The following is an 18,389-nucleotide window of genomic DNA, read 5'->3' on the forward strand; positions in this document are numbered from 1 at the left end:
AAACGTACCGGTCTGTTTAGTATCGAGGCATGGACACGAGACGCAGCGGCCCTCCCACCGCGCAGAGCGTGCACCGGAGCTGGTGGACGGTCGCCATGCTCGGCGGAGCCGTCATCGCTCTCTGCTACGGCTTCGCGCGATACGCCTACGGACTGTTCGTACCGCGGTTCAGTGAGACGTTCGATCTCGATCCGGTCGCCGTCGGAGCCCTCTCCGCCGCATCAACCGTCGGGTACGTCGTCGGCCTGCTCGTCGCTCCGGCCGCGTCCGCCCACTCCGCCCGCGCGACGACCGTCGTCGCGGGCAGCTGCGCGACGATCGGGCTGGCAGTCATGGCCGTCGCACCCGGTGTCGTGTCCTTCGCGTCCGGAATCGTCGTCGCCGGTGCGGGCGCCGGGCTGGCGTCACCGGGCGTCGCCCAACTGATCGTCGAGACGGTCCGACGCGACGCACGCACCCGGGCCCAGACCTGGGCCAACACCGGAACCGGTGCCGGGCTCGCCCTGACCGCGTTCACCCCGCTGCTCCCGGTCGGCTGGCGACCGATCTGGCTCGGGTTCGCCGTCCTCGCGGCGATCAGCACGGCCGTCGCGGCCTGGTCACTCCCCCGCGCGGCAAGGAGCGAGCCGGCAACAGGACCGCCGGCAGCGGGCTCACGACCGCGACCGGCGCTGCTCCTTCCGCTCCTGCTCAACTCCGCGCTGCTCGGAGCGGTGAGCGCCCCCTACTGGACGTTCTCGATATCGCGGGTCGGCGAGGCCGGCCTGAGCCCGGCGGTCGCGACCTGGTCCTGGTGCGCGATCGGCCTCGTCGGCCTGGCCGGCGGCACCGCGGGACGCGCCGTGGAACGCTACGGGCTGAGAGCCACCGGACTGGCGATCTGGACGACCTGGTCGGCGGGAATCGCGCTGCTCGCGCTCCCCGCGCCGGGCCCGGTCGGGGCAATGATCTCCGCGGGCGTGTTCGGCGCCGGCTTCATGGCCCTGACCGGACTGTGCATCCTCTGGGGCGCGCGTCTGTTCCCGGCGGCACCGTCGCAGGGGGTGACCTGGAGTTTTCTCGCCCTCGGCATCGGGCAGACCGCGGGCTCGTCGCTTGCCGGCACGACGGCGGGCCTGCTCGGCCTCGGCCCGACGTTCGCGCTGACCGGTCTGCTCGCACTCGTCGCGTGGACTCAGATGCATCCTCGGCTCGCCCCGCCCGCGCGAGCCGACGTCGACGAGCTGATGCCCACCCCGCCCGCAGCGGCACCGGTTACCCGGTCTGCTGCCGGGCCGGCCCGGGCGCAGGAGAACGACCGATGACCACCGCCCCGGCGATCAGCCCGGCGACGGCGAGGGCAGCGGCGATCAGCAGCATCGAGAGACCGGCTCCCAGCGGACCGATTCCGAGCTCGTCCTGCAGGTAGAAGGTGAACAGCAGGAACGACGCCGACAACGCACCACTGAGCAGCATCGTCGTCAGGTTCGCCCGGACCCGGTCGGCGAAGAAGACCCACCTCGCCGACCACGATCGCTGCTCACCGCCGCAACAGGACGCTGACATCGCCGCTCGACATAGGAGCAAGTGGACGCCACTACCCCGCTCACGTCGCGTGGTGATGGACGAGATGCCGATAGCGGTGGAACGCCGGCTTGGGTGAGTAGTCGGAGGTCATCAGGCCGAACCCACCGAAGAATGAGCCGTCGTCCGAAGCGTCGCGCAGACTGAAGTGCGTGTAGGACGTGACGCCCGAACTTGGTTGCACGGCGCTGGCGAACATGGCGTCGAGCACCTCGCTCTGACGCTCGACGCTCCTGCTCGGGCCGGTCGGCCACCCGTGCTCCGTGAGGTGGATCGGCACGTCGCCGAGACCGGCGGGCGCGAGTGAATCGGTGCGATGCGACAAGAGAAGCCACGTGCAGACCGCGGCCAGATCGGCGTTCGGGGGTAGTGGCGCGAACACGTCGGGAAAGGCGTCGAGCCCCACGTAGTCCAGATGCCCGGCGACATCCGGACGAACGCTGTCGAGCAGTCGTTGATAGAAGTGCGGGTCCGCCATGAGCTGGGTGGTGTTGGTCCCGACCAGCACTTCCGGACACGACCGGCGCGTCGCGTTCTTCGCCACCGGGATCGCGGACCCCACAGCCTCCAGGACTCGGGTGAACGCCCCGTCCAGGACCGGGTTGTCCGTGACGTTGGCCTCCTCACCGATCTGCACGGCGCCGAGAACCGGCCCGTACTCGGCGATCATGCGCTCCACGAACGCGCAGAACCCGGCGATGTCGCCGGAGACCGACTGGTACTGGAGAACGAGGTCGAGCCGGGTGTTCTCGTTCAGGTACTGACGGGGCTCATCCGGGTGCCGGACCTGCACGTCCGCGGCCGCACGCTCGTCGGTGAAGTGCGCGTAGGCCCGTACGTGGAACGGCTGGGAGCCACGCAAGCGAGCGATCGCCGCGTCGATCGACGGAGGATCGTCACGAATCGGACCGATGATCTCCCCGTCCCCGCCGACAGGGCCGCCCGGATAGATGCCACACCGCATGGAGCCTCCTTGGTCTATTTAGACCAGTACCATAGCCTCGTGCCCGCATCGATGCTCGACAACCCGGCGATCACCTCGCTCCTGGGCCTGCTCGTCGAGCGACCGCTCCACCTCTACGCCCTGTCGAAGGAACTCCCGCGACGTCTCGACGCGTCCGGCCTCCCGACCGGCCGGGGTTCCCTCCGCAATCTGCTCGTCCGGCTTCACGACATCGGCTGGATCGAGCTCGTCAGACCTGACGCGACGGACGACGTCGCGACCTACCGGACCACCCGGGAAGGCGTCGACGAGCTCCGGAAACGCGTCCGCTCCCAGGTGGAGGACACGTCCCCCGACCACGACCACTTCATCCAGGCGATCGCGTACATCGGCCTGTTCGAAGCGCAGGAGGCCTGCCTCCTGCTCGGGCGACGACGCGAGCGACTCGCAACGCACCTCGCCGACGTCACGCGCGAGCACGCCCGGGCGCTGGACGGAGGGCAACCGTGGACGCACCTCGCCGAGGTCGACTACACGCTCTCCCAGACCGCGGCAGCCATCGCCTGGCTGGATCGCACGATCGACCGGCTCCGGAGTTGACCGATCGTGTAGCGAGTTCGTATCAACTCGACGCCTGGCAACGTCCGACCGCGCGACGCCCCAGCGACAGCCTCAGCCGCCGGCGACCGAGGCCCTGGCCGCGTAGCGACCGTCAGCTCCCGGCCGCGCAGCCCGCGGATTCCTGGTGCGGCAGGCAGTACAACGCGTCGTAGCCGGTGGATACGTCGACCGGTACATGGGTCGTCGCGTGGCGGATGCCGGTAGGGCCAGGGACTCCGCGCGCCGGTCGCAGGTCGAGCAGGACCGGCTCGCCGCCGAGCCCCGCCGCGGCAACGGCGCGCTCGATGCTGCCGGGCGCGGGAGCACCGAGGGGCTCGGTGTGGAGTGCGCTCCCATGTCGCTCGGCCTCGTCGAGGGCGAGTCCCGGGGTGGATCCCGCGAGCGCGGTCAGCCCGATGGCGACGTAGTCGTCGCCGAACTCCTGCGCGAGCCGGGCCGGGTCATCGCCCGGCAGACGGAGCGCCACATCGGGCAACGCAGTCATGGAGCGGATGATGCAGCCGCCGAGGAGGCCGGGTCGACCGGTTTCTCCGACGGGTGACGATCGACGGAGTCGACTCGACCTGCGCGGGATCAACGCGACCTTCTGGGCGACCGGGCCGGGACCGGACACGCACGCTCGCTGACACGGCGCTTGCCCACTCGGCGGCCAGATGGCCGGCCCTACTGTCGAGCGGACCGGCTGAGCGCACCGAACGCGATCGTGCCGATCATGAGGAGCGCTGCGAGCAGCCAGCTGAGCCACTCGTCACTCGCTCATACGAACGCGTTCACGAGTGACAGGCCCAGCGCTGAGCCCAGAGCGAGCCCACCGACTGTCGGCGCCCACCACTGTGCGGTCGTCCCGGGTCTCGCCATAGCTCCCACCGGTCCTGTCGCTCCGTGCCCGTCCCAGGGCCGCAGCGATCGGCGCGCCCTCACTCGACGTCGGAACCCGCATTCCGATCCCGCTCAGCAGCGGCGACACCGCTGCGCAGTCCGACGATCCCATACCCGCGAGGGGCCGAGTAACGAGAACCCGCAGCTCAGCGGCCCGGATCCACGTAAAGGCTGCGCTTGGAGATGTACTGCACGACCCCGTCCGGCACCAGGTACCAGACCGGCCGCCCCGCGGCCACGCGCGCCCGGCATTCACTCGACGAGATCGCCATCGCCGGGACCTCGACGGTCGTCACCGATCCCTGGGGCAGGTGGCCGTCGGCGAGCTCGTAGCCCGGCCTCGTCACCCCGACGAAATGGGCGTGACTGAACAGCTCGTCGACCTTGCGCCAGGACAGGATCTGCTGCAGCGCATCGGCACCGGTGATGAAGAACAGCTTCGCCTCGGGCATCGCGGCATGCAGATCGGCGAGGGTGTCCGCGGTGTAGGTGGGGCCGCGGCGGTCGATGTCGACCCGGCTGACCGTGAAACGCGGGTTCGACGCGGTCGCCACGACCGTCATCAGATAGCGGTCCTCGGCGGGTGCGACGTCCCGGTCGGTCTTCTGCCAGGGCTCACCGGTCGGCACGAAGATCACTTCGTCGAGGGCGAACCGGTCGGCCACCTCGCTGGCCGCCACGAGGTGGCCGTGGTGGATGGGATCGAAGGTCCCGCCCATCACGCCGATCTTCCGCTGCATCGCCGCAGACTATGTCGCGGCCCCGGCCTGTTGCAGCCCCGGTGCTCCCGGATAGAGATGCCGGAACTGCACGCTGATCCGCGGCCCGGACACGGCCATCTTCGGCACGCTGTGCTGCCACGTCCGCTGACAGCTCCCACCCATCACCAGCAGGTCACCCGACGCCAGCGGGAACGACACCGACGCCCCGCCGCCGGTGGGCCGCAGCCGCAGCGGGCGGGTCGCGCCCAGCGACACCAGCGCGACGACCGCCTCGGGCCGCTCCCGCGCGACCCGGTCGCCGTGCCACGCGACGCCGTCGGCCCCGTCGCGGTAGAGGTTCACGCCGATCTGGGTGAACCGCACGCCGTAGCTCGCGCCGAGATCGGCCGCCATGTCCCGCAGGCGTCGCGGTGGCCCGTCGGGCATGTCCGGAGTCCAGCGGTGGGTCAGTCGCGGCTCGTCGACCATCCGGTCGTACATCCGGCGCCGGTGCCCGCGGAACGGGACCGAGCGCCGCAGGTGATCGAACAACGCATCCGGCTCGGGCACCCAGCCGGGCGTCACATCCACCCACGCCCCGTGCGCGAGCTCGTGCCGGAACGCCGGCGCCGGCTCGCACTCGACGGAGGCGAACAGCGATCCCTGCCAGCAGGCGTCCACCCGGCGGAGCCTACCTCGAATCGAACAGAAGTTCGAGCACCTCGCCTGGGACGATCTTCGTCATGACCTCGCCGACACCGCGCACCGAGGGTGCCGTGCTGTCCTACCTCGGGCTCCGGCGGGCGGTCGGCGTGATCGGGATCGCGCTGCCGTTCGTGCTGGTGGCCGGGGACCTGGCACTCGGCGGCGACGGGCTGCGCGACTCGATCAGCCGGTACTACTTCTCCCCCGTGCGCGACGTCTTCGTGGGCAGCATGTGCGCGGTCGGCGTCTTCCTCTACTGCTACCGCTACGACCGGCCGGACCGGCTGCTGGCGAACGTCACCGGCACGGCGGCGATCGCGGTCGCACTCCTGCCCACCCGCCCCGAGACCGGTGCGACGACGGCCGAGATCGTCGTCGGATGGCTGCACCTGGTGGCGGCCGCGATCTTCTTCGTCGGGCTCGCGGTGTTCTGCCTCGACCTGTTCACCCGTGGCGAGGCGGGCAACCCGCGCAAGGCCGCGCGCAACCGGGTCTACCGGATCTGCGGCTGGACGATCATCGCCTGCCTGGCGCTCGCGGCGCTCGACGCCGCGTTCCTGCCGGACGCGCTCGCCACCCGCTGGAACACCCTGTTCTGGCTGGAGGCGATCGCGATCGTGGCGTTCGGCGTCGCGTGGTTCGTCAAGGGCGACACCGTGCTGCGCGATCCTCCGTCGTCGGATCCGGCGCCGGCCGTCTGACCCCGCCCAGGAGAACGGGCCGGTCCGGAGGCCCCCTCGTATCCGGAACCGGCCCGCCCACCGGAGCGATCGGCTCAGCCGACCGGACCGGTAGCCATCTCCCCACCCGTGATCAGCTCGAGCACGCCGGCGAGCAGCTCGGGCAGCGGGGACCCCTTCCCGTGGCCGTACTCGTTGATCGACAGACCGTCGCAAACGGCCTTGCCGGGGTAACGAGAGCCGCGCCCGGTTGCTACGGAGCGTCACCCGATCGCGTCACGCTCCGAGGTCGTCGCAGGTGACTCCGGGGGTGAGGTCACGTGGTGGCTCGCGCCGCCGCCTCGCCGAGGATCGGCAGGTAGGAATCCAGCACCCACGGGATCGACAGCACCGACGGTGCGGAGCTCGCCACCACCCGGTCGGCACCGACCACGGGAGCGAACCCACCGGCCGCCATCGCCGGGATCAGGTCGACGCCCGGGGTCGCCCGGAACGCCTGCTCCTCCTCCGGCGTCGCGAAGAACGCGATCAGCAGGTCCGACTCGACGCCGGACACCAGCTCCGGGCTGACGGTGTAGTAGACCTCGTCGCCGCCGGGGGCGTTCTCCTCGACGTAGGGCGCGAGCGTCAGCCCCATGTCGGTGACGAGCTGGACCCGCACGTCGCCCGCGCGGAACACGCCGAGCGAGCCGGCGTCCATCCCGCCCGAGTAGACGAACGTCCGCCCCGCCAGCTGCGGGAACCGCTCGACCGCCCCGCCGAGCAGCGCCCGGGTCTCCTCGATCAGCCGGGCGGCCCGCTCCGGCTCGCCGAGCGCGTCACCGGCGATCCGCGTCTGGTCCTGCCAGCCGGTGGAGTACGGCGCGTCCGGATAGGCGACCGTCGGCGCGATCGCCGAGAGCTGGTCGTACTCCGGGCGGGTCAGCCCCGAGTAGGTCGCGAGGATCAGATCCGGCCGGGCCGCCGCCACCTGCTCCAGCGGGATCGCCGCGAGATCGTCGGTGCCGATGACCTGCGGGAACTCCCCGCCGGACGCCTCGACCGCGTCGCGCACCCAGGGCAGCACGCCCTCGGCGTCACCTCCGTAGACGGTCCGCGGGATCGCGACCGGCACCACGCCGAGCGCCAGCGCCACGTCGGCGTTCGCCGCGCTCAGCGTGACCACGCGCTGCGGACGCTCCGGGAGCACCGTCTCGCCCAGCGCGTGCGGGATCGTCACCGGGAACCCGCCGGTGGCGGCACCGGAGCCGGGAGCGGCGGGCCGGTCCGTCCCACCGCAGGCGGTGAGCAGGAACAGGCCGGCGGCTCCGGCCAGCACCCCGCGACGGGTGACGGTGGACTGCGGTACTACGACGGGCACAACTCCTCCTAACACGAAAAGGGGAGCCTAACCTTAGTTGCACGCCGGTGCCGAGAGGTACCGCAGCGTCGTCGTCGGGCGTCGGGACAGCTCTGCTGTGCCTCTCGGGGGCGCACACCCCGGTGGCGGGTAGCGTCCCCGGCATGCGCGCTCCGGACACCGGTGACCGGGCTCCCCGACCTGCCGGCTCCCGCTCCCCCGCCGTCGCCGACGGGGCGGAGCTGCCGAGCTACCCGGCCGCTGCCGGCCGCGCGGGGGCCGCCGGACCCGGAGCCGGGGATCCCAGGGCAACCGGTCCCGGAGCCGACGTCCCCAGGGCAGCCGGACCTGGCGTCGGAAGCCCCGGGGCAGCCGGACCCGGGTCAGCCGGTCCAAGAGCCGACCCCGCCAGGGCAACCGGACCCGGAGCCGACGCTCCCGGGGCCGACGAGGCCGGGAGCCCATCGCCCACCGCGGATCCGCAGGTCGGGCACGTCACGCCGGCCGGGCCGTGGCCGACCGTGCGGCCGGCGTCCACCCGGGCGGTGGTCGCGGGGAAGATCGCAGCGGCACTCGGCGTGGTCTGGTTCTGCGTCGTGTTCTCGATCGCCACCGACGTGCTCTCACGCGCCGAGTACCTGCTGGCCGGTGTCGTGGCCGGCGGGGTGCTGAGCGCGGTCGGCGTCGTCCTGCTGTGGCTGTACTCCTCCCGCACGCCGTCGCGGGTGGCGCCCGCCCGCGGCCCGGAGATGGGCCTGGCCACCGATCGCGGGGTCGCCCGCACGGTGCTGCGTTCCGGCGGGACACCGGACGGCGAGCAGCGCCGGCTCATCGCCGTCGACGTGCAGGCCGACGCCAAGCTGCCGCTGGTCACCGGCGCCACGTTCGCGCTGCTCGGACCGCTCGTCGTCGCGGTGGCGAACGCCAGCGGATCACTGTGGTGGCTCGGACCGGCGACGGCCGGGCTGATCGTGCTGGTGCTCGCCGCACTGGGATGGCGCACCTGGTCGGCGTACACGCTGCACCGGGCCGCGGACCGCAGGCACACCGTGCCGCGGTTCGAGGAGACCGGCGCCCCGTGGCGGCCCTGGCCCTGATCGGTCAGCCGGTGCCGGCCGTAACCGGACCGATGTAGCTGCCCGGGCGGGTCGCACCGTCCTGCCGCTGCACGGCGGCGCCCGGCCACTGCAGGACCGTCGACGTCGTCTCGTCCGGCGGGGTCACGACGAGCTCGGTCGGCGTCCAGTCACCACCCGGCAGCCAGGTGATCACGGTGTGCGCGGTGCCGCCCGGGTCCAGCCGCACCGGGGAGGCCTGCTCCGCCGAGCGCGGCAACGAGTAGGACGGCCCGAACGTCGGGTCGGCCGGGCCGCGCAGGTCGACGCCGCCGAAGCCGGCGGTCGTGCAGGGGCGCGACGAGGTGTTGGTCCAGACGACCGTGGTGTGCCGCTGACCTGCCTCGCCGGTGGTGGTGCCGACGCCCGCGTCCAGCTCGGCGTCGGTGCAGCGGCCCTCCCCGCTCTCCTGCGCGGTGGACGGCGCCGGTGCCGGAGTGCCGGTGGCCGCCGCGGTCGTGGGAGCCGGCGGCGGGGGCGCGGACGGTGTGCCGACCGGCCCCGCCGCCGACGGCCAGCCGCCACCGCCGCAGCCGGCGAGCAGCAGACCGGCCGTGCACAGCGCCGCGGCGAACCGCATCCGGGTGATCCTCATCCGGACACCCTTGCGCGACGGACCGGTGTCGCGCATCCGGGCGCAGCCCGGTCCACCCGGCCGGGTGGCGGCGCTCAGATCGGGAGCAGCCCCTCGACGACGTCGGCGAGCTGGGTCGCCGTGCGGCACTCGTGCATCGGCAGTACCTCCGCGTACCGCTTCGCCGCGGAGTCCCCGGTCCCCCACATCCGCTGCGGCTCCGGGTTCAGCCAGTGCGCGTGCCGGGCCCGGCCGGTCATCATCGCCAGGCCGCGCAGGTTCGGATCGCGGTAGTTGGTCCGGCCGTCGCCGAGCACCAGCAGCGACGTCTTCGGGGTGATCGCCTCGGCGTAGTGCTCGACGAAGTCGCCGAAGGCGCTGCCGTAGTCGGAGTGCCCGTCGAATGCGGTCAGGCGGGCCTCGCGCAGCACCCGCTGCATCACCCCGGCTAGCTCGGCGCCCGGCTCGAACAGGTGCGTCACCTCGTCGGTGCGCTCGACGAAGGCGAACACACGCACCTTCGAGAACTGCTCGCGCAGCGCCTGGACCAGCAGCAACGTGAAGTGGCTGAAGCCGGCGACGGATCCGGACACGTCACACAGGACGACCAGCTCGGGGCGCCCCGGCCGCCGCGTGCGGTACGCGGGCTCCATCGGCACCCCACCGGTCGACATCGACCGCCGTAACGTGCGCCGCAGATCCAGCCGGCCCCGGTGCGCGCGCCGGCGCCGGGCGGACAGCCGGGACGCCAGCCGCCGGGCGAGCGGATGCACGGTGCGGCGCAGCTCGGTGAGCTGGGCCGTGTTCGCGGTGAGGAAGTCGACCCGGCCGGGCTGCTTGGGCGTCGCCGAGCGGGCGATCTGCTCCCGGCCGCGCTGCTCGGCCGTCCGGCGGCGCACCTCGTCACGCACCATGTCCCGGAACCGGGCGATCCGGTCCCGGATCTCGCGGCGCCGGATCTCGGAGACGAAGTCGGAATCGTCCTCGCCGCGCAGCCCGTCGAGGATCTGGGCGAGCAACGTGTCCGGGGAGAGCGCGCTCAGCGCCTGGTAGGCCGACCAGTTGGGCTTCGCGGACTGGCCCCGCACGCCCTGCCCGGCGGCCCCGGACGTGCCGATCGCCTCGACCGCGGCGCGGGCCAGCTCGCGCAGGGTCTCCTCGTCGCCGTCGCGGAGCAGGTCGGCGAGGATCTCGCGGAGCGCGTCGACATCGACCGGGCCGGTCCCGTCGCCGGTCGCGTCGTCGGTGCGCGGCACGTCGACCTCGGACGCGCCGGCACCCAGCGCCGGCGGGAACCACAGGTCGAACAGCGCGTCGAAGGTGGTCCGCTGGCCGGATCGGCGCAGCAGCGCCGCGGCGAGGCCCTCGCGGAGCTGGTCGCGGTGCAGCAGGTCGAGCGCACCGAGCACGCGCGCCGCGTCGACCGTCTCCCCCGGGCCGACCGCGACGTGATGCCGGCGCAGCGCGGACACGAAGTCGACGAGATGCCCGGGCAGGCCGTGTTCGGGGCCGGACGTCGGCGGTGCGGTCACGCCCCCATCATGCGTGAGGACACCGACGGTGCGCGACGTCCCGGCCGTGCCGCCGAGCGACGGCCGGGACGTCGTCGTTCACCGCGGTCCCACACCGCGGGGTCCTGCGCACTCCGCCCGGATCGACCGGCACCGGGTCCGGGGTCGACGAGGACACCGGACCGGGATGGTGACGAGCGGGTCACCCGGCACAACTGCGGGAGCGACCCGCGGTTACGCGAGGTACCGGTCGATCCGTGATCTTCACACCATCGAGGACGAAACCTTGCCATGCGGGAACAGCCGGTGCTAACCGTCCGTCCTAGTTCAGACGCAGCTCGGCGGCCGCCTTGTCGGTGTCCGAACGGTGTTTGAGCACGACGCCGAGGGTGCTGCGCACCGCGTCGTCGTCGAGGGTGTCGAGGCCGAGTGCGAGCAGCGTGTGCCCCCAGTCGATCGTCTCGGCGACGCTGGGCACCTTGCGCAGCTCCATCGCCCGCAGCACCCGCACGGTCCGGACCAGCGCGTCGGTGAGCTGCTCGGTCAGCTCCGGGACCCGGGTGAGCACGATCCGGCGTTCCAGCTCGGCGTCCGGGAAGTCGAGGTGCAGGAACAGGCACCGCCGCTTCAGCGCCTCGGACAGCTCCCGGGTGGAGTTCGACGTCAGCAGCACGAACGGCCGGCGGTTCGCCGAGACCGTCCCGAGCTCCGGGATCGAGACCTGGAAGTCCGAGAGCACCTCCAGCAGCAGCCCCTCGACCTCGACGTCGGCCTTGTCGATCTCGTCGACCAGCAGCACCGTCGGGTCGGTCCGGCGGATCGCCGTGAGCAGCGGGCGCGGCAGCAGGAACTCCTCGGCGAACACGTCGTCGCGGGTGGTGTCCCAACCCTCCTCACCGCGGCTCGCGGTGATCCGGAGCAGCTGCTTGGCGTGGTTCCACTCGTAGAGCGCGCGGGCCTCGTCGATGCCCTCGTAGCACTGCAGCCGCACCAGCCCGGCGCCGGTCGCCGTCGCCACCGCCTTCGCCAGTTCCGTCTTGCCGACGCCGGCCGGCCCCTCCACCAGCAGCGGCTTCCCGAGCCGGTCGGCCAGGAACACCGTGGTCGCGACGGCCGTGGACGCCAGATAGCCGGCCTGTCCGAGCCGCTCCACGACGTCGGCCACCGAGCCGAACGCGGGATGGTGGGTCGCGTCGCGTGGGGTCACGGCGATCATCCTGCCCTGCGCACCGGCCGGGCGCCGCCCCCGTCGCGCCGCGGGGTGACCCGGCTCACCCCGCGGCGGCGCCGTCACCTGCTGCGCCGGGCGAACGCCCAGGACGCCGCGGACAGGAACAGCACGGCCACGCCGGCGCACCAGGCCAGCGCGACCGCGACCGTCGAACCGAGCCCCACGACCGGCGCACCGTCGGACCCCATCCCCACCAGCAGTCCGCGGACCGACTCGATCACCGGCGTCACCGGCTGGACCTCGGCGAAGCCGCGCAGCCATGCCGGCATCGTCTCCGGCGGGACGAACGCGCTGGAGACGTAGGGCAGGAAGAGCATGACGAACCCGAACCCGCCTGCCGCCGCGGGCGTGCGCACCACCACGCCGACGAACACCGACACGCAGGTGATCGCGAGGATGTAGGCGGCGACCATGCCGACCGCGGCCAGCCAGCCGGCCGGGCCGGCGCCCGCCCGGAAACCGATCAGCGTCGCCACCCCGAGCACGATCGCGGTCGTCACGAGATTGCGCGTCACACTGGCCAGCACGTGCCCGGCCAGCACCGTCGCGCTCGCGACGGGCATCGACCGGAACCGGTCCATGATTCCGTCCGCCATGTCCTGGGTGACCGCGATCGCCGTGTTCGACGCCCCGAAGCCGGCGCAGAGCAGGATCACGCCGGGTGTGGCGTAGGTCAGGTAGTCGGTACCGACCTCCATCGCGCCGCCGAAGACGTAGACGAACAGCAGCATGATCACGGTCGGCATGAGCAGCGCGACGAGCAGCTCGTCGGGGTCGCGGCGGGCGAGCCGCAGCGCCCGCCCGGTCATCGTCATGGTGTCCGGGCCGAGCCGCGTCCACCGTGCCTGCACCGGGGCGCTCATGCCGCGAGCTCCCGGTCGCCGCCCGTCGCACGCCCGGTCAGCGCGAGAAACGCGTCGTCCAGGCTGGGGGCGCGGACCTGCCACTGCTCGGGGACGACGCCGGTCTCCTCGACCTCGGCCAGTACGTGCCGCACGTGCCCGACCGAGCCGTCGGTGGGCACCCGCAGCGTCCGCGAACCCGGGACCGGCAGGCGCAGCGCCGCCGCCACCCTGGTCGCCTCCGGGCCGGTCGCGAAGGTGAGCTCGACGCCCGCGTCGCCGACCCGGCGCTTGAGCTGGGCCGGTGTGCCCTCGGCGACCACCCGCCCGGAGTCGATCATCGCGACCCGGTCGGCGAGCCGATCCGCCTCCTCGAGGTACTGGGTGGTGAGGAACAGGCCGGCCCCGTCGGCGACGACCCGCTCGATCACCTCCCACATGCCACGTCGGCTGCGCGGGTCCAGGCCGGTGGTCGGCTCGTCGAGGAAGAGCACCCGGGGGTGGCGCAGCAGCCCGGCGGCCAGGTCGAGCCGACGCCGCATCCCGCCCGAGTAGGTGTCCAGCCTGCGGTGCGCGGCCGCGGTCAGGTCGAAGGCCTCGAGCAGCTCGTCGACCCGCGGCCGCACGGCACGCCGCGGCAGGTGCGCCAGCCGGGCCATCATCGTCAGGTTCTCGCGGCCGGTCAGCTTGGCGTCGACCGCCGCGTACTGGCCGGTGAGGCCGATGACCTCGCGCACCTTCCTGGCCTCGGACACCACGTCGAACCCGGCGACCCGGGCGGTCCCGCCGTCGAGCCGGGCCAGCGTGCTGAGTATCCGCACGGTGGTCGTCTTCCCGGCGCCGTTCGGGCCGAGCAGTGCGAGCACCTCGCCGCGGCCGAGCTCCAGGTCGACGCCGTCGAGCACGTGCACCGACCGATAGCTCTTGCGCAGGCCGACGGCCTGCACGAGGCGATCCGTTCCGGTCATCGTCGTTCCCCCTTACTGATTACGGTACAAACTGTTTATAGCATCAACTGCTTACGCGAGACACCATCGGGCCCGGCGGACGGGGCACGGGAGGATGACGGCATGGGCGAGCACGAACCTGATCCGGACCTCCCGCCGACGTTGCGCCGGTTGTGGGGCCAGGAAGACCGGCCACGCCGGGGGCCGAAGCCCGCGCTGAGCGTGGACGCGATCGTGCGGGCGGCCGCCGCGATCGCCGACGCCGAGGGCCTCTCGGCCGTGTCCATGGCCCGGATCGGCGACGCACTGGGCTACTCGGCGATGGCCCTCTACCGGCACGTGGAGAGCAAGGACGAACTGCTGGTGCAGCTCGCCGACCACGTCGCGGCGGACCTGACGATGCCCGCCCACGCCGGCGACTGGCGCTCCGGGCTGCACGCCTGGACGCTGGCCCAGATCGAGGCGGTGCTCGCCCGCCCCTGGTTCCTCGACCTGCCGCTGGCGACCGTGCAGCCCGGACCGCACCGGATGCGCTGGCTGAACGAGGCCTTCGGCGTGCTGCGCGAGGTCGACCTGCCCGCCGCGGAGAAGATGGCGGTGATCGGCCTGCTGGCCCAGCACGTGCTCGCCGAGGGCCGGGTGCAGGTGGAGGCCGGGCGGGCGGCGGCGGACGGGGCACGGCGGGCCCGCGGACTGCCGGCCGACGCCCCGGTCGCCGAGCTCACGGCTGCCGAGCTCGCCGCGGCGAACCCGCTGAACGACTTCGAGACCGTGCTGCAGCATCTCGCCGATCCGGCCGACTACCCGCACCTGACCGAGGCCCTGTCCGGCGACTCGGCGACGTTCCTGGCCTCCGACCCGGAGACCGACGTCGACTTCGGGCTCACGATCGTGCTCGACGGTGTGCAGGCGTACCTGCTGCGCCGCACGGCCGGATGACCGCGGCCGCGGAACTGTCGGGGGGTGGGTGCAGCATGGCGGGCATGACGGCTGACGGGGAGACCGCGCTGCGGGCACGGGCGGAGGAGGTGCTCGCGCAGCTCGCCGGGCCGGGGGCCCGCCTGCGCGAGGACCAGTGGACGGCGATCTCCGCGCTCGTCGCCCAGCACCGGCGGGCGCTCGTCGTGCAGCGCACCGGCTGGGGCAAGTCGGCGGTCTACTTCGTCGCGACGGCGCTGCTGCGCGAGCAGGGCGCAGGCCCGACGGTGATCGTCTCGCCGCTGCTGGCGCTGATGCGCAACCAGATCGATGCCGCGATCCGGTCCGGGATCGTCGCGGTCACGGTGAACTCGGCGAACGCCGACGAGTGGGATGCGGTGTATGCCGACATCGAGAACGGCGACGTCGACGTGCTGCTGGTCAGCCCCGAGCGGCTGAACAATCCCGACTTCCGGGACCGGGTGCTGCCGAAGCTCGCGGCCAGCGCCGGGATGCTGGTGGTCGACGAGGCGCACTGCGTGTCCGACTGGGGCCACGACTTCCGGCCGGACTACCGGCGGCTGCGCACGCTCATCGCGGAGCTGCCGTCCGGGATCCCGGTCCTGGCGACGACGGCGACCGCGAACGACCGGGTGGTCACCGATGTCTCCGAGCAGCTCGGGATGGGGCGCGACCAGCAGGACACGCTGGTGCTGCGCGGCTCGCTGGACCGTGAGTCGCTGCGCCTCGCCGTGGTGGCGCTGCCCACCCCGGCGCGGCGGCTGGCCTGGCTGGCGGCAAAGCTCGACGAGCTGCCCGGCGCCGGGATCGTCTACACGCTGACCGTCCAGGCCGCCGACGAGGTCGCGGAGTTCCTGCGCGAGCGCGGGTTCGCGGTGCGGTCCTACTCCGGCAAGACCGATCCCGAGCAGCGACTGGCCGCCGAATCGGACCTGCAGGAGAACCGGGTGAAGGCGCTGGTGGCCACCTCCGCGCTGGGGATGGGCTTCGACAAGCCCGATCTCGGGTTCGTCGTGCACCTGGGCGCGCCGGCCTCGCCGGTGGCCTACTACCAGCAGATCGGCCGCGCCGGGCGCGCGCTGGAGCGGGCCGAGGTGGTGCTGCTGCCCGGCCGGGAGGACCGCGACATCTGGGCGTACTTCGCGTCGCTGGCGTTCCCGGCCGAGCCGCTGGTCCGGCAGACCCTCGCGGTGCTGTCCGACCGTCCACAGTCGACGGCGTCGATCGAGACCCGGGTGGATCTGTCCCGCACCCGGCTGGAGATGCTGCTCAAGGTGCTCGACGCCGACGGCGCGGCGAAGCGGGTGAAGGGCGGCTGGATCACCACCGACCAGCCCTGGGAGTACGACACCGAGCGGCACCAGCGGGTGAACGAGGCCCGCCGGGCCGAGCAGCAGGCGATGCTCGACTACATCGCGACGTCCGAGTGCCGCCTGGTCTTCCTGCGCCGCCAGCTCGACGACCCGGACCCGACACCGTGCGGGCGCTGCGACACCTGCACCGGCACGGTGTGGTCGGGCGAGGTGTCGGCCGACGGCGAGCAGGCCGCGGCCGAGCGGCTGACCCGCCCCGGGATCGAGGTCGCGCCGCGCAAGATGTGGCCGTCCGGGATGAAGGAGCTCGACGTCCCGCTCTCCGGCCGGATCGCCGCCGGTGAGCAGGCCGGGACCGGCCGGGCGGTGGGGCGGCTCTCGGACATCGGCTGGGGCACCCGGCTGCGCGAGCTGCTCGCCGGGCCGGACGATCCGGTGCCCGCCGACGTACTGGACGCGGTGGTCCGGGTGCTCGCCGGCTGGGGCTGGGAGCAGCGGCCGGTCGGCGTGATCGGGATCGGCTCGCGGACCCGTCCGCGCCAGCTCGAGCACCTGGCGCAGCGGATCGCGGAGATCGGCCGGCTGCCGCTGCTCGGGGCGCTGCCGCCGGCCGGGGACCGGCCGGGTCCGAAGGAGAACTCCGCCCAGCGGCTCGCGGCGGTCTGGGCCGCACTGGACACCGGAGCCCTGCCCGACCTGTCCGGTGTCGACGGTCCGGTACTGCTCGTCGACGATCTCGTCGACTCCGGCTGGACGATGACTGTGGCGGCCCGCGCCGTCCGCCGGGCGGGCGCCCCGGCTGTGCTTCCGATGACACTTGCGGTCGCCGGGTGATCGACTGTTGACATCGCCCTCGATCGAGTAGAGGTTAGCCTCGCCTCATCGAAGGGATTCCTCATGACGTCAGCACCGCTCGGCCGGTTCCCCGTGCTCGCTGCGCTCCTCGCGGCCACGGCCGTCCTCGCCGGATGCAGCTCCCCCGCGCCCGAACAGGGAGCACCGGCGGACTCCGCCGACGGGAGCTACCCGGTGACCGTCATGCACGCCTTCGGCGAGACGACGATCCCGGAGAAGCCGCAGCGGATCGTCGCGCTCGGCGCCAACGACCTGGCCGTCGCCCAGGCCGTCGGAGCACCGGTCGTCGGGGCGGTGCAGAACGTCACCGGTTCCGGCCCGGCGCTCCCCTACCTCGATCCGCTGCCCGACGAGGTGCTCGCGATCAGTGGCGAGGCCCCCTCGTTCTCCGCCGAGCAGATCGCCACCTTCGATCCGGACCTGATCCTCGCGGTGTCGGCATGGCAGATCGCGGACCGGGCGTCCTACGACCAGCTCGCCGCGATCGCACCGGTGATCGGGCCGGCCGAGGGGCTCTACGCCGCCTCCATGCAGGACGATGCCCGCCAGGTGGGCCGCGCGATCGGCGAACAGGAGAAGGTCGAGGAGCTGATCACGACGGCCGAGGAGCAGATCGCCGAGGTCCGTGCGCAGCTCCCCGGGCTGGCCGGGAAGACCTACCTCTACGGCCAGGCGCGCGGCGAGATCCTGCCGATGGTCGTCGGTGAGCAGAACCAGTCCACCGTGTTCATGCGGGCGCTGGGCCTCGATGTCCCGGAGTCGTTCCGGAACGCTCCCGCCTCCGACGATCTCGCTCCGGGCACGGTCGGCGTGTCCTACGAGGAGGTCGGCCGGCTCTCCGACGCCGATCTGCTCATCATGACCTTCGCCGGTACCGACGACCGGGCGGCGTTCGAGGGCAACGAACTGGTGAAGCGGGTACGCGCCGTGCAGGAGGGCAGCTACACGCCGGTCGACCTGGACACGGCGGTGGCGCTGCAGGCACCGAACCCGGTGTCGGCCGGGTGGCTGCTCGACCAGCTGCGGCCGTCGCTGGAGAAGATCGCCGGCTGACCCCGGTCCCCGGGCGAGGCGTGCTCCGACGCAGACCGTGCGGCTCGTCTGCGGCGGGCCCGGCCGGACAGGGCCGGGGTGCGCACCGAGCGCCCGCCGCTCGACCCGATCGGGACTACCCGTGAGTAGGGTCGAGGCCATGAATCCTCCGGATTTCGCCCTGAAGGCGATGAACGCCGGTCATCGACTGCTGATCAAGCTCACCGGTGGCAAGATCGGTCACTCGGCGATGGGCATGCCCGTCGTGGAGCTCACCACCACCGGGCGCAAGAGCGGAGAGCCGCGCACCGTGCTGCTGACCGCGCCCGTCCACGGCGACGGGCGCTACGTCGTCGTCGCCTCCCGCGGCGGCGACGACAAGCACCCGGCCTGGTTCCTGAACCTGCGGGCGAACCCCGAGGTGCAGGTCGCGGTGCAGGGCGGGGACCGGGTGCCGATGCGGGCCCGGATCGCCTCCACCGACGAGCGGGCCGAGCTCTGGCCCCGGATCGCCGGGGAGTACCGCAACTACGCCGGGTACCAGCGCAGCACCGAGCGGGAGATCCCGCTGGTGCACCTCGAGCCGAAGACCTGACCGG

General features: G+C 72.7%; 19 protein-coding genes. 8 read left to right on the forward strand and 11 right to left on the reverse strand.

Annotated features, from left to right (window positions below):
- Positions 1 to 29: 29 nt before the first annotated feature.
- Positions 30 to 1,304: a YbfB/YjiJ family MFS transporter gene (locus Pdca_RS23385; protein WP_085913495.1), complete on the forward strand. Its 1,275-nt coding sequence runs from the start codon at positions 30 to 32 to the stop codon at positions 1,302 to 1,304.
- Here Pdca_RS23385 and Pdca_RS36460 read toward each other — a convergent pair.
- Entirely contained in the window at positions 1,255 to 1,545 is a 291-nt protein-coding gene (locus Pdca_RS36460) for a hypothetical protein (protein ID WP_085913496.1), read from the reverse strand. The genes Pdca_RS23385 and Pdca_RS36460 overlap by 50 nt on opposite strands.
- Before the next feature lie 40 nt (positions 1,546 to 1,585).
- Positions 1,586 to 2,527 (reverse strand): hypothetical protein, encoded by a 942-nt coding sequence (locus Pdca_RS23395; protein ID WP_085913497.1) that lies wholly within the window; start codon positions 2,525 to 2,527, stop codon positions 1,586 to 1,588.
- 39 nt (positions 2,528 to 2,566) lie between these two features.
- On the opposite strand from Pdca_RS23395, the gene Pdca_RS23400 reads away from it, so the two are divergent.
- Positions 2,567 to 3,106, forward strand: coding sequence for a PadR family transcriptional regulator (locus tag Pdca_RS23400; protein WP_125911531.1), 540 nt, complete (start codon positions 2,567 to 2,569; stop codon positions 3,104 to 3,106).
- Positions 3,107 to 3,218: 112 nt separating this feature from the next.
- Here the strand turns inward: Pdca_RS23400 and Pdca_RS23405 are convergent, their stop codons facing one another.
- From Pdca_RS23405 to Pdca_RS23415, 3 genes are all read right to left on the reverse strand, one after another.
- Entirely contained in the window at positions 3,219 to 3,611 is a 393-nt protein-coding gene (locus Pdca_RS23405) for a TraB/GumN family protein (protein ID WP_085913499.1), read from the reverse strand.
- Between the two features lie 541 nt (positions 3,612 to 4,152).
- Entirely contained in the window at positions 4,153 to 4,746 is a 594-nt protein-coding gene (nadD, locus tag Pdca_RS23410) for a nicotinate-nucleotide adenylyltransferase (protein WP_085913500.1), read from the reverse strand.
- 9 nt (positions 4,747 to 4,755) lie between these two features.
- On the reverse strand, positions 4,756 to 5,388 hold the full coding sequence (locus Pdca_RS23415; protein WP_085913501.1) for an alpha-ketoglutarate-dependent dioxygenase AlkB: 633 nt from the start codon (positions 5,386 to 5,388) through the stop codon (positions 4,756 to 4,758).
- A 62-nt stretch (positions 5,389 to 5,450) separates the two neighbouring features.
- On the opposite strand from Pdca_RS23415, the gene Pdca_RS23420 reads away from it, so the two are divergent.
- On the forward strand, positions 5,451 to 6,113 hold the full coding sequence (locus Pdca_RS23420) for a hypothetical protein (protein WP_085913502.1): 663 nt from the start codon (positions 5,451 to 5,453) through the stop codon (positions 6,111 to 6,113).
- A 295-nt stretch (positions 6,114 to 6,408) separates the two neighbouring features.
- Here the strand turns inward: Pdca_RS23420 and Pdca_RS23425 are convergent, their stop codons facing one another.
- Entirely contained in the window at positions 6,409 to 7,452 is a 1,044-nt protein-coding gene (locus Pdca_RS23425; RefSeq protein ID WP_158092191.1) for an iron-siderophore ABC transporter substrate-binding protein, read from the reverse strand.
- Positions 7,453 to 7,952: 500 nt separating this feature from the next.
- Here Pdca_RS23425 and Pdca_RS23435 point away from each other — a divergent pair, with 500 nt between their 5' ends.
- On the forward strand, positions 7,953 to 8,528 hold the full coding sequence (locus Pdca_RS23435) for a hypothetical protein (RefSeq protein ID WP_085913505.1): 576 nt from the start codon (positions 7,953 to 7,955) through the stop codon (positions 8,526 to 8,528).
- A gap of 4 nt (positions 8,529 to 8,532) precedes the next feature.
- Here Pdca_RS23435 and Pdca_RS23440 read toward each other — a convergent pair whose 3' ends face one another.
- The 5 genes from Pdca_RS23440 to Pdca_RS23460 form a co-directional block, all read right to left on the reverse strand.
- Positions 8,533 to 9,141, reverse strand: coding sequence for a DUF4232 domain-containing protein (locus tag Pdca_RS23440; protein WP_232021146.1), 609 nt, complete (start codon positions 9,139 to 9,141; stop codon positions 8,533 to 8,535).
- 74 nt (positions 9,142 to 9,215) lie between these two features.
- Positions 9,216 to 10,652, reverse strand: coding sequence for a vWA domain-containing protein (locus Pdca_RS23445; RefSeq protein ID WP_085913506.1), 1,437 nt, complete (start codon positions 10,650 to 10,652; stop codon positions 9,216 to 9,218).
- 301 nt (positions 10,653 to 10,953) lie between these two features.
- On the reverse strand, positions 10,954 to 11,838 hold the full coding sequence (locus Pdca_RS23450) for an AAA family ATPase (protein ID WP_373865494.1): 885 nt from the start codon (positions 11,836 to 11,838) through the stop codon (positions 10,954 to 10,956).
- 83 nt (positions 11,839 to 11,921) lie between these two features.
- On the reverse strand, positions 11,922 to 12,725 hold the full coding sequence (locus Pdca_RS23455; RefSeq protein ID WP_085913508.1) for an ABC transporter permease: 804 nt from the start codon (positions 12,723 to 12,725) through the stop codon (positions 11,922 to 11,924).
- On the reverse strand, positions 12,722 to 13,672 hold the full coding sequence (locus Pdca_RS23460; RefSeq protein WP_085913509.1) for an ATP-binding cassette domain-containing protein: 951 nt from the start codon (positions 13,670 to 13,672) through the stop codon (positions 12,722 to 12,724). The genes Pdca_RS23455 and Pdca_RS23460 overlap by 4 nt, the downstream gene beginning before the upstream one ends.
- Positions 13,673 to 13,774: 102 nt before the next feature.
- Here Pdca_RS23460 and Pdca_RS23465 point away from each other — a divergent pair, with 102 nt between their 5' ends.
- The 4 genes from Pdca_RS23465 to Pdca_RS23480 all read left to right on the forward strand — a co-directional run bounded on the left by Pdca_RS23465 (position 13,775) and on the right by Pdca_RS23480 (position 18,385).
- Entirely contained in the window at positions 13,775 to 14,590 is an 816-nt protein-coding gene (locus Pdca_RS23465; RefSeq protein WP_085913510.1) for a TetR/AcrR family transcriptional regulator, read from the forward strand.
- Positions 14,591 to 14,625: 35 nt separating this feature from the next.
- Positions 14,626 to 16,737 (forward strand): RecQ family ATP-dependent DNA helicase, encoded by a 2,112-nt coding sequence (locus Pdca_RS23470; protein WP_085913554.1) that lies wholly within the window; start codon positions 14,626 to 14,628, stop codon positions 16,735 to 16,737.
- Between the two features lie 63 nt (positions 16,738 to 16,800).
- Entirely contained in the window at positions 16,801 to 17,811 is a 1,011-nt protein-coding gene (locus Pdca_RS23475; protein WP_085913511.1) for an ABC transporter substrate-binding protein, read from the forward strand.
- Between the two features lie 139 nt (positions 17,812 to 17,950).
- On the forward strand, positions 17,951 to 18,385 hold the full coding sequence (locus tag Pdca_RS23480; RefSeq protein ID WP_085913512.1) for a nitroreductase family deazaflavin-dependent oxidoreductase: 435 nt from the start codon (positions 17,951 to 17,953) through the stop codon (positions 18,383 to 18,385).
- The last annotated feature ends 4 nt before the right edge of the window (positions 18,386 to 18,389 follow it).

This window comes from Pseudonocardia autotrophica (genome assembly GCF_003945385.1).
Lineage (GTDB): Bacteria > Actinomycetota > Actinomycetes > Mycobacteriales > Pseudonocardiaceae > Pseudonocardia > Pseudonocardia autotrophica.